Consider the following 11,835-nt stretch of genomic DNA (forward strand, 5'->3'; position numbering starts at 1 on the left):
TGGCATATATCAGTTCAGTAGGAGCTATTCAGTTTCATATCTATGTTTGTATTACCTAACCTGCACACTTACCAAGTTACAAACGCACTTGTTGAGAATGCAAGCACGTTTGTATATATGAGTAGAAGAAATAGAAAAATAACTCTTTAGGTAAAAAAACTGCTCTAACAGAAATGTATAGCCAAAAAGGAGTCACCTACTGAATACTTATGCCTACAGCGAGTTTAAAGATACGAGAAACTCTTCTTGAATTAAACGGTCGATATGTTCTGCCACTTGATGAGCAATATCTTCACCATGAACTAGTAGTCCCATTTCCATATTTAATGTCAGAGCGTACTCAGTGAGGTTAGCACTGGAAATAAACAGGTGCTTTCTATCGGCGATCGCACATTTAACGTGTAAGGAACCATACCTTCCTTCTGAATCTGTAAGCCGCTTATTTCGTGGCCAAATAAAAATGTGTGCTTGTTGGGCAATTTCCAGTCCCAATGCTGCACTGACTCCAAAAGGTATTTTACCCTTGCTAGATTCGGGGGTTTCAGCAATAATTCGCACAGTGACTTCTCGTTTCATTGCTGTTAATAATGCTTTTGCAATCTCTGGAATCTTATAAACAGCAAAACTGACAAGAATTATTTCCCGTTGCGCTTCGTGAATTAATTGTAGTAACACTTGTTCTGTTCTACGAAGTGGTATTCCCTCACTTGTGGGGCCAGTCCAAACTAACTCAACAGACAACTCATTCTTTGCTGCCACCTCACAGTAAATTGCTGTGGCTAATGCAGACGCGATCGCACTACTGTCCAAATAAATAGCTTCCCGACACCAAGTTTCTAACAATTCCCCTACTAATCGGCGAAAGTTAGCATTGGGCAATTGTTTCAAGATAGATGCTTTCAATTCAAAATTACAATATTTTGCTGGACTGTTTCTCAACAAATCAATCACAGCTTCCAAAACAGGAGATGGAAGTTGTTTGGCACAAGTGCGAATTTGAGCTAATAAAAGCGGCGGCAAGAAACTCACACTTTTACCTCTGGGAAGAATGCCAAATCTGTAGTTAAGACAGTGGAAATCAAGACTGCGCGATCAAGATATTTATTACCGCGTTCACAAGAGGTTTCTGGGCTAAACAGACAAGCATGGCAAGCTGCCCAATGCAGAGATGTAGCTCCTTTAAATGGGGTATGTTCTGCACATAATGGGTCAGAAGCACATAAGCGCATTTGTTCTAAAGCTTGGTCTATATGATATCCAAGTGTTTTAGGCTCTCCCAAACTGACTAAACCACCCAAAGTACCTTCGCTATCAGGTGCGGCAGTATAAATTAGTATGCCTGCCATTGGCCCACCTTCATCCTCTGGACGTTTGGAATAGATTCGCTCTTTTAAACTGGCAGCATTGTAACCACACTCAAGAGCCATTTGCCGCATTAGGGCATGAGCGAAGGAGTGAAGTAAAATGTAGCGTATACCAGGAAAGTGAATTTTGTCTGGATCAAGAGAACGGACTCTACACCAGTTTCTATAAGCATCGACAGCTTGAAGCTTATAATCTTGTAACTTTGGATTTTTTTCCCATTGATGAAGTGTCGTTTCTTGGAACTGGATAAAAATACCTTCGCCTTTGACTTCACTGGCTGGTACCCATTTAGGATTGCTGCGACTTAAAGCTACGCGATGTTCTGTAAGAATTTCGCCAGAGTCAATAAAGTCGCCAGGGGATTGAATACGTGTAAAACCAATTAAGGCACGCACTTCTCGCAATCTTTCTACTAACACTACCTGCGAAAAGTAATTTTCATATCCGGATGGTGGTTTTACAGGGCGTAGCTGAAAATCTGGAGTGTTAAGATTTGGGTCAGCAGATGAAAAAACCTGCCATTCAGGTGTTTTCAAATCTCTGGCACTTTCATCATCAATGTTGCTCTGCTGCTGATGCTGAAGTTGTTTTTGTTGAATGACTGACCAAATTCTATCAGTTTTGTACTTAGATAATTCCTGAAGTTGTCCTATAGCGGAGAACGCTTGTAATAATACTTCTAAGGCGTTTAGGTTATTAGTTTTTCCTAAAACAGTCCAGTTTTGTTCAACCAACTGCTCTAATTGATTTGAAGTTATGGGAATTGATAAAGCTGAGAGTGTAATTGGAAACCAGCTATTGGATGCTCCCAACAAGATAGTTTTCATTTGTTCATCACAGCTTTCATCAAAATTGCGTAAATGCGGATGACGACCGCGACAACGCGGCATATTTTTCTTGGCTAGTTCACCAAACGCATCAGACAATCGACGTTCGCTGTTGCAGCCATTGCATTTAACTACGATATCTGAAGGGGAACCAGATACACCGTATTCCTCTAACCTTATTGACCCCTTGCAGGCTGTATTGCCACGATGAACAAAATATAACCAAGGAAAGTCATCTAAATGTCCGCGATCACAGGAGACGAGGAAACGCGATGGTATTGCTGTTGGGTCTTTTTTTTGACTTTTGGAACAGTTGAGATGAACATAACGGGTTTGGTCTGGACGATAAGGATTTTCCTTAAGTTGGAAATAAGGATATAAGGGTGCTAGTAAACGACATTTTGGGCATACCATCCATCCAGGAAAGGGCGCAACGGGAATTCCTGTTCTGGCATATTCATCAAATGGACTTCCGGAGGAGGCATCCTCAGCAGGTATTGGAGGCGCGAGTAGTTTTTTAACTTGTTGACCCAATTCGCGGCGAATGGCTGCAAGGAGACGTTGTTCCCCCAATTCGACTACTCCCTGTTGAGTGTTCCAGTCTTCCAAACCCATAACCATAACTGAAAGATTGGGCAAGTCGAGTACAGCACCTACACCAAAGGAAAATAAAATTTGGCTGGGTCGCAATTCACCTACTCTATATTTATAGTTAGATTGGCTCATTTTGGTAATGGGTAATTGGTGATTAGTAATTTAATCAGGGATTAGGGTTTGCTGATTAGTGATTGATAATTGGTAATTGAAAGTTTACCCATTACCCATTACCTCTTCTTTCATTGGTTGAGGTAAGCGACTAAAGTCATCATCGGGTACTTGATCTTGAAAAATTAACCCTACTGTCGGTTCGACGTTTCGCAGGGAGTTCAAACAAGTAAATTCTTGCCAAATTCCTTGACCTGCTGATTCTAATAGTTCAATGGTTAAACCATCACGCTTGTCTGTCTGATATTTGAGAGTACCGCCTCCAATCAAGTTTTGTGCTTTACTCAACCAGATATCTAATTTGGCTTCCAGTGCTTGTTTAACGAGTTTTTGAGCTTCTGTACCCGCAACTAAATTAGCGCGATCGCAAATTGTATTAATGGCAGATTGTATATAAGGATGGTTGCGTTCAATTCGTCCTGCTTGGTTGTTACCGTTAAATTCTCTACCCGCCAACCGCACAAGGGATATAAACAACGCGGCTAAACCCCTGTCAATCGCACGGGGCGCAAAGGGAGTTAAAGATAGCGCTTCTACGTGTTGATAAAATGTAGCGTGGTAATGCTCAAATCTTTCGTAGTGGGATAAATCTCTAGGACGCGCCCAATTATAAACTGTAAATACGATACCAGGGAATGTCCGCCCGACACGGCTGGTAGCTTGAATATACTCGGCAGTATTTTTTGGTTGACCTGTAACAGCCATCACACCCAAGCGTTTCACGTCTACACCCACGGAAATCATATTAGTAGCAAGTAAAACATCCAGTGGTTCAAGCTGATCGACTTTTTCCCCAGCTTTGCGTTTGGCTTTGATTTGTGCTTCTCGGACTGGATCGAAGGATGTTTCTAGCCTATCTAAAACTACGGGAATATCTGTAGAATCCTTACGGGATGTAAGTTCCTCCAAGTTAATCCGCAGACGTTTTGCTAGTCCCCGGCTATCCATTTTCGCAAGGCGGATGCGAATATCATCATCCACTAAGCGTCGCATACCCCCTAATTCCCGCATTGAGTTGAAGTAACCGACCAACGTCATCCAGGGGTCAGCACGATTTCCGTATTGTTTGTTTTCATACAGGTCTTGAGAAGCAGCAAGAATAGCAACATAAACTCGAATTAATGCAGCTTTTAGCCGTCGCCCTGTGGCACAAATACCGACATAGCGCCGCCCTGGATTAGTCTCATTTGGTTCTCGCTGGCGTGAGAAGAAATTATCCCCTACATCCAAGCCTTGCGGTGGAAACACTTGTACTTTCCGCAGAAATAGGTTATGCATCTGAGTTTCTGCTTGACGTATTGTTGCAGTAGAAGCTATGACTTTGGGGCGAACCTTTTTACCATCCACTTCCCAAGAGGAGAGTTGGTCTACTGCGGTTTCATAAAGTCCTACTAACGTACCGAGGGGGCCGCTAATCAAGTGCAACTCATCTTGGATGATTAAGTCAGGTGGACGTAAAGGGTTGCTGTGAATTGTTTTAGCACCGGGTAAATACGCAGTTTTTTTATGGGAATTAGTATCTTCAATATCTGATGTCCGAAAACCATGCCGTTCACAGTAACCATCTACTTGCCCAAATAGCATTTGAATTTCCCCTTTCCAAGGCATTTGGGCAAATTTATCTACGGTAGCAATCAACAGCGTGGGTAAACGACGGTAGATTTCTTCATCAACTACAAGGATGGGTAAACCTTCGGTTGAAGATTGTTTTTTACTAAACAGACAACGCCCCAAAGAGTCGCCGCAGTAAATTAGAGTACGGGCACGACCTTTACTAAAAGATTCGACTTCAATGTTTTTACCTGGGTCGATTTTAGAACCACACCACGGGCAATTTGTGAGTTGGTGAGGGGAACCGCTAGCACTTTGCTGGTACTGCCCTCGCGCTTGTTTGCAAAATTCTTCGCTTTGGTCGGTGTGGTTGGGGGTAGTGCGCTGACCTACCCACAACCCAATACGGAATGGTTCGTTTCCCCATTTGGCTGGGTTGTCTCGACGAATAGATTCGCAAGCACAAATTAAGGCAGTGGCGCGTTGAAATTGTTGTAGCGTAAGCAGGCGTAGGGTGTAGCGCATAAGGACTGCAACGCCATATTCTCCAGAACGCCCCGCAATTACCCCTTGTAACCTCCGCAAGCCGATGGTGTAGGCGGTTAATCCCAGGTAAGCTTCGGTTTTACCACCACCAGTGGGGAACCAGAGTAAGTCTGCAATAGCATCGGTTTCGTGACTACGATCGCAATGGTGTAAGTCGGTTATGCTGGGTAAATTCAGCAAAATAAACGCTAATTGAAAGGGAAACCAGGTCGGATTAGGGATTTCGTCTTCTGGTTCAGGCGTTTTACCTTGGCGTACTTGTTCTGAGGAAATAGAATGAACACGCTGCAAGTGCATGGCTTGATTCATAAATCGGAAAGCTTCGGCTGCTTCAGGGTTGGTTTGCAGCAGCGTTAAACCTGACTGAATGCGTTGAAGAGTGCGATCGCAATTTTTAATCGCTTCTTGGGCAACATCTTGATAATCTGCTAATCCTTCATTAGGGTCACAGATGCGTTGTGCTTGTTGTTGAATCCAGACTGTGTAAGCTGTAACCAGGGGATTTAGTTTACTGGTTAAATCTGGGGTTGCAGTCTCCCCCAATTCCTTCATATCCAAAACCAATCCCGCTAATTCAGGGATTTCATCTGCTTGAGGTGGAGAGGTTTTGGGAACTTCGTAGACAGGTACAACGTTGGTAGATAATTTAACAGCACATTCTTTAGTATTTTGTGCTGTTTCGGCGTGGACGCTTACCCCATGACCAATGGCGAACTCTACCTGTTTGCGATAAAGCATTGCCATTGCTTTTTCTTCAGCATAAATTACCGGGTCAAGCTTACCAGCCTGACGCGGTTTGTGTCGCTTGAGAAAAATATCAAGATGTTGGAAATCTGCTGATTGTACGCTTAATTCTGGTTGAAATAACCACGCTTCATCACGTAACTTGGCGGGTTCTTTTTGCCCATTAATTAAAAACAAGCTAACAATCCAATCCCCGTTACTTTGTTGGCGAATTTTGCCTTGTACTTGCACTTGGGGATATTCTGAATGCACCGTCCATTTAGTAATTTCTCCCTCAATTAGAGGAATGGGAGGTGAATTTCCTAGAATTTGTTGGCGCTTCCACACCATTTTTGGTGTATCATCTTTTTTGGTAATAGTTTCGCTTTTAGTGCGTTTATATTGTCCCCAACCTGCATTAATTTGCAATACTTTGGCTGCACCACTAACGCAAAAAGTCATACCAAAAGATGAGGGAAACATCGTTTCAGCCGGTGGTACACTAACCTCAGTAGTGCCTTCCTCGACAGTACCTTTACCAACTACAGCCAATTCATCAAGAAGTTCTGGTTGTTGATAGTCAACTTCTCTAAATAATTCGTCTTGCACTTCGTCAGCCACAACCGATTTATTTACAGTCTCAGCACTGATGCGGCGTTGTTGCGGTGCGAGTAACCCTACAAGATAGCGATCGCTTACACTATCCTCATCTACTTCTTCTTCCTCACCACCCGCAGGCCCAAGTAAATCTGCCAATACTGCTTTTTCTAATTCATCACGGATTTTATAAGGTGTGGGTAACTGCGATTCCAGAATTTTACTAGTTTCATCTGCTTTTACTTCTAGCTTTTCCTCAATAAGCGGATCAATCGCAAGTATAATTTTCTCTTCTAATAATTGACCTTCGTTTGTTGAAGGTATAAATTGCGTTTCTAATAGTTTCCTCTGTTCCCAAAGTTGAGGAGTTACTTTAGCTTCTAGCGGCTTTTTCTTAGAACGCGATTTTTTAGCTTTAGGTTTCTGCTTGTTAAAGAAATTGATGATATCAGTAGCAATCTTCTCTGCAATATCTCCATTTATTAACCAATCAGCATCTTCTACTTGATCAATTCCGTCCAGCAAAACCACAAGCTGAGACTCTGGTGCAGACACAACCGCACTCCAATCAAGCTGAATTTGATGTTCCCGAAGTTGTTTATTGATATTTAGTAAATCTAATTCACCTGGAAGTACAGAAGGAAGCTTAATAATTTCCATATTGCTGATAAAAGTAATAACCCACTAAATATTAATAATCATTCCATTCCCCATCCCCCATTCCCTATTCCCTATTCCCAAGATTCCACAATTGAAAATCAAATTTTTCCAAAAGGAGAGAAGAGTTGCTTGCAGGAACAATAACCAACAATGCCCGCATAGCGCGAGTCATACCAACAAATAGAGTACGGCGATCGCGTGCTAAAATTTCTGTAATTTCATCCTCCGGTGTACCTTTGGGAATTGTTGGATAGGTTGCATCCAAAAATCCTGCGATCGCTACAATGGGAAATTCTAACCCCTTCGCAGCTTTAAGCGTAATAACTTTAACACCTTGTTTATTTAAGTCCAAGTCTTTGCTAGACATGAAATGCGCTTCTAAACCTAAGTATGAAAGTTGACCAGCTATTTTTGTACCAGCACTTTCTGTCGGCACAATTACGGCACAAGCGTTAATACCCAACCGAAATTCACGGGCAGCACTTTTGCAAAATCGTACCAGTAGTTCTGCTTCATCTCCTGGATTATTTACGGTACGGACAGCCGGTGGTGGGCCATTGTGGATATAGTCTCTAGTTGGAGAACGGGAAATTTCTCCGATTCCCAATTCCCCATTCCCAATTCCCAATTCCCAATTCCCCATTCCCTCATCATCTAAAATCGAACTTGCCAAGTAAGATATTGCAGCTTCGTTAATTTCGCGGGTGGTGCGGTGATTAACGCGCAGTACTCCTGTGCGTCCGACAAATTTCAAGTCTTGGCTAACGTCACTCCATCGAAAGCTACTACCATATATGGATTGATTGGCATCGGCGGTAATGAACAGGCGGTTAGGGTGACGGCAGACTTGAGTCAAAATACGTAAAGTATTGGGGTCTAAATCTTGGGCTTCGTCAATTACCACTGCATCATAAATCGGCGGGTTATCCATCTGCCGTAATGTTTCCAAGGCACGGGTACGGACTTGCTGCCAAGTTTCGAGTTCTTGTTTTTCTAGCAGCTGGTAAAATTGTTGACGCAAGTGCCAGATTGCTTGACGTTGCGTTTTGTTAAGGGAAATTGCCCTACCGCTTCGTGGCGTTGCTTGATATGCTTCGAGAGTTTTGATTTCGCGTGCTTCGATAACTGTAGCAATTTCATCAATGAGATAATCAATACTCAGACGTTTTAACGTTTGTTCTTGCGCTTGACGTTGTAGTAGGTTGCCTTCTAGAGAATCAATTACGTAGATTAGCGCTTGCTTGATGGTTTTTCGCAGGACATCACCAGAAGCAATATTGGGTTTTCCGGTACTTTGGGAAATGACTGACGCAATTATTGCATCGGCAGTTTTGACATTAACATACTGTATATCTTCGCCCAAGAGACTTGCTAAAAGTTGTTGAGAAAACGCAACCAGTGCATTTGTATAGGTTGTAAATAGGATTTTAGGTTTTTCGATTCCGTTGGCTTGGAGGATTTCTACCAACGCACGAACACGGTAAAGTGCAACAGTACTTTTTCCCGTTCCGGGGCCACCTTTTAGCAGTGTAGGGCCAGAAGCGTTGATTGCCCAACTGACGAACTTTTCTTGTTCGGGATTGAGTTTGAGTAAAAATCCCAGCAACTCACCTTCAGTGAAGCGCAATAAATCATCAGTGCTACCCGTAACAAAGCTGGGTTGGTTCAGAACTTGGTCAAAATTGGGTTCAGCGATACAATCAAAAATGCGATCGCACCACTTACCTGGTAAGTTGACTGCCATTAAATCATCTAATGTCCGACACGCAGTTAATGTTGTCCAATATTCTTCCGGTAGTCGCAACCTGTGAAGTAAATCTTCGGTAATTTCCACGGGTAGCGGGCTTTCTGTGTTGGAGGTATCAGGCAAAACCAAGCTTGGGGTATAAGTTGGTTTTACAGCCAGCAATGCTTCTACATCTGGGAGAGTGCTGATATCGATATCAGTTGTTTCAGCAACTAGCTTATCGCCTTTGTATACATCTTTACGGGCATCTACACCCAGCAAGATTACCCATTGATCACCAAAAGTATAAATTATGCGATAGTCCCCTGAACGCAAGCGATACACATCACCCTTGTAGCCATGTAATTTCTTCTTTAAATTACCGTGGGGTTTGGGATCATCGCGCAATACTTCGATTTTTTCTAAAATTTGCACTACGTACTCTTTAGGAATAGCCAAGAGTTGGTTAGTGAAGGTAGGTTTATGGATAATCTCGAAGGTCATTATGGATAAGTATCTATACGTAGAAAATATAAGTGTGTTTAAATACTATTAAAAATTATACTCAATCTTCAACGAGGAATGGGAAATTGGTAATGGGTAATGGGATAAAAAACCTTTTATCTGCTTTCTGCAAATGATTTAAATGCCAGCAAGTTAAACTTTTACTCATTTTTTAAATGTAATATTTAGTTGATAACTATAGTAATTTATTATTATAAAACTTTTATTTATTAGCCAGAAAATTATAAAATTGTATTGGATTAAATTTGGGTGTGATTAGTGTCTTTTGATAATGTTTGTAAAATATTAGCAGAGAAATATCCAACGGATTTTGCCCGGTGGTTGCTCCCTCATGAACCGCGACAAATCAAAGTATTAAAAACTGAATTAAGCATCGAACCAATTCGAGCCGATTCTGTCACTTTTTTACAAACAGAGAATCGTATTTTGCATTTGGAATTTCAAACAAGAGCAAAATCTGAAACTCCCATTCCTTTACGAATGTTGGATTACTTTGTCAGGTTAGTGCGACAGTATGATGTTCCAATAACGCAAGTAGTAATTTTCTTACAAGAGACAAGTAACGAAATTGCTTTTACTGAAGAATATGTAAATGAAATGACACATCACCGCTATCGTGTTGTGAGAATGTGGGAACAAGATTCGGCATTATTTCTAGATAATCCTGCATTATTACCGTTAGCACCTTTAACACAGACAGATTCACCCCAAAGGTTATTATCGCAAGTTGCCCAGAGTGTTGCTAGAATCTCAGATAGGGAAACTCGGCAAAATATCGCAGCTTACACAGAAATATTAGCAGGTTTGAAGTTTAAGAAGGATTTAATTCAGCAATTTTTAGGAGAGGAAATTATGCAAGAATCTGTAATTTATCAGGATATTTTGCAGAAAGGAGATAAGCAAGGTGAAGAACGTACAATTATACGCCAGCTTAATAGACGGTTTGGTGAAATAGATTCATCATTGATTGATAGAATTAGAGTGCTATCTGTTGAAAAGCTAGATGATTTAGCAGAAGCATTACTAGACTTTTCAGAAGTATCTGATTTAGTAGCTTGGTTAAATGAACAAGAAAGAAATTAATTTCAGGTGTTGATAAACTATAAAGTCGGAGTTAAAAACTCCGACTTTTTATATAATCCGTATTCATATAAATTAAAGTAAATCTAAATTACTTAATATTTTTACAACAATAGGCTATTTATTTTATAGTAGAAATGTACTATATTAATATCCGATCAATTATGGAGTGAGGATTTTATGCAAGAGTCAGTAAATGATAAAGATATTTTATATCCAGGTGCGTACCATTTGTTTAATTGTTTAGTTCGTAGTCGTTTTTGTGATATTAGTGAACTTGAGGAAGAAGCGCCTGGAATTTCTGAACGCATTCGCAGATTGAATCTTCAACAGTTAGAAGGATTTGCAATAGCTTTTATTGAATTTACAGACGCAATTGATTTAGAGGTTTGGTTAGACGAATATGAACATGAAAAAGATTGGGAAAATCGCTTTATAAAAAAGGTAGTAAATAATTATTAACCCAAGTTGCGGGTTATCAAAATCCGGGTGTTTTTCATCCGGAAATTAGTGCGATCGCTAATGACAAATTCGCGGTGGCGCGTAGCACTACCGCGATTTCGACCCAATGATCACGAGCAGTGTACTAGATCGGGTTAAGGTATTAATAATTTCTTGCTAGAGAAATGCTTGTTTTAGGGTAAATGCAAAAATAAATGCTTCTAGCTTCAGTAGAAACCCCTCATACGTGACTGCATGAATCGATTTGGGAAATAGACTTGTAATCGCGCTAAACACAGTCTCAACGTAATGACGAGTTGATTGTTTCACGTATTGATTCCAAGGCTCGTCTTGACGCTTAGAGTTCTTTTTCCTCATCACTTTCAACGCGATTTGACTCGTCTCGAAGAGATCATCTTCCGCAGTGTAATCAGTGTATGCGGAATCACCATAAACTTCACTCCCTGGGAATAAATTTAACGGCAATGCATTTAGCGCCCGGACATCATTCGCATTACCAGGCAAGAATATAAACTCAACAGGGATGCCACTTTTAGTCGTTAATAACTGAACTCTAACTCCATAAAAATAGCGTTTTTTTGAGGCAATATAACCCCTGTAATCAGCTGAAGTGATTAACTTGATATTGAAAATACGGATGTTGTCGCACATTGCTACAGGGAATGAATCTAATAGATCCTCAGTACAATTACTACTCTCTTTTAGTATCATCCCTATTTGATGAAATAAATCATTCATCAGCATCGAGATACCGTGTAATCGCCGATTAAAACGTGATTTTTCCAACATTTTAGGAATCAGATTATGGTCTTTCATATAGTTGCAAGCCTCGCTCTGATTACCACTGAAAAACATTGCCGCAATCAGAGCCGTTGTCATAATTTCTGCATCACTCATCTCTCTGCGAGCATCTTCATAATGTCCAATCGCTTTCAATAAGTCATCAGTGATAGCATAAACAGTAATTATTTCGTTTAACATCTTCCCCTCCGTTTTTGTTCCTGGAGG

The 11,835-nt window shown here is 41.0% G+C and carries 7 protein-coding genes; 2 read left to right on the forward strand and 5 right to left on the reverse strand.

What is annotated here, in order from left to right:
• Positions 1 to 213: 213 nt before the first annotated feature.
• The 4 genes from drmC to V7L29_RS18255 form a co-directional block, all read right to left on the reverse strand.
• Positions 214 to 1,029, reverse strand: coding sequence for a DISARM system phospholipase D-like protein DrmC (gene drmC, locus V7L29_RS18240; RefSeq protein ID WP_322650587.1), 816 nt, complete (start codon positions 1,027 to 1,029; stop codon positions 214 to 216).
• Entirely contained in the window at positions 1,026 to 2,918 is a 1,893-nt protein-coding gene (locus V7L29_RS18245) for a DUF1998 domain-containing protein (protein WP_334736374.1), read from the reverse strand. Before V7L29_RS18245 ends, drmC begins: the two co-directional genes overlap by 4 nt.
• Before the next feature lie 84 nt (positions 2,919 to 3,002).
• A complete protein-coding gene (gene drmA, locus V7L29_RS18250) occupies positions 3,003 to 7,034 on the reverse strand; it encodes a DISARM system helicase DrmA (RefSeq protein ID WP_334736375.1) in 4,032 nt (1,343 codons plus the stop codon).
• A gap of 64 nt (positions 7,035 to 7,098) precedes the next feature.
• Entirely contained in the window at positions 7,099 to 9,264 is a 2,166-nt protein-coding gene (locus V7L29_RS18255; RefSeq protein ID WP_334736376.1) for a UvrD-helicase domain-containing protein, read from the reverse strand.
• A 279-nt stretch (positions 9,265 to 9,543) separates the two neighbouring features.
• Between V7L29_RS18255 and V7L29_RS18260 the strand changes: the two genes are divergently transcribed.
• Positions 9,544 to 10,368 carry an Rpn family recombination-promoting nuclease/putative transposase gene (locus V7L29_RS18260; RefSeq protein WP_334736377.1) on the forward strand — a complete coding sequence of 275 codons (825 nt, stop codon included), beginning with the start codon at positions 9,544 to 9,546 and terminating at the stop codon, positions 10,366 to 10,368.
• Between the two features lie 177 nt (positions 10,369 to 10,545).
• Positions 10,546 to 10,827 carry a DUF4351 domain-containing protein gene (locus tag V7L29_RS18265; protein WP_334736378.1) on the forward strand — a complete coding sequence of 94 codons (282 nt, stop codon included), beginning with the start codon at positions 10,546 to 10,548 and terminating at the stop codon, positions 10,825 to 10,827.
• Between the two features lie 156 nt (positions 10,828 to 10,983).
• On the opposite strand, the gene V7L29_RS18270 is transcribed toward V7L29_RS18265, so the two are convergent.
• Positions 10,984 to 11,808, reverse strand: coding sequence for an IS982 family transposase (locus tag V7L29_RS18270; protein WP_442944213.1), 825 nt, complete (start codon positions 11,806 to 11,808; stop codon positions 10,984 to 10,986).
• Positions 11,809 to 11,835: the final 27 nt, after the last annotated feature.

This window comes from Nostoc sp. (assembly GCF_036916575.1).
GTDB lineage: Bacteria > Cyanobacteriota > Cyanobacteriia > Cyanobacteriales > Nostocaceae > Nostoc.

What these genes read in the sequence shown, in the direction of transcription:
- V7L29_RS18245 (WP_334736374.1), bottom strand. Translation starts at nt 2,918, where the DNA reads ATGAGCCAATCTAACTATAAATATAGAGTAGGTGAATTGCGACCCAGC.
- drmA (WP_334736375.1), bottom strand. Translation starts at nt 7,034, where the DNA reads ATGGAAATTATTAAGCTTCCTTCTGTACTTCCAGGTGAATTAGATTTA.
- V7L29_RS18255 (WP_334736376.1), bottom strand. Translation starts at nt 9,264, where the DNA reads ATGACCTTCGAGATTATCCATAAACCTACCTTCACTAACCAACTCTTG.
- V7L29_RS18265 (WP_334736378.1), top strand. Translation starts at nt 10,546, where the DNA reads ATGCAAGAGTCAGTAAATGATAAAGATATTTTATATCCAGGTGCGTAC.
- V7L29_RS18270 (WP_442944213.1), bottom strand. Translation starts at nt 11,808, where the DNA reads ATGTTAAACGAAATAATTACTGTTTATGCTATCACTGATGACTTATTG.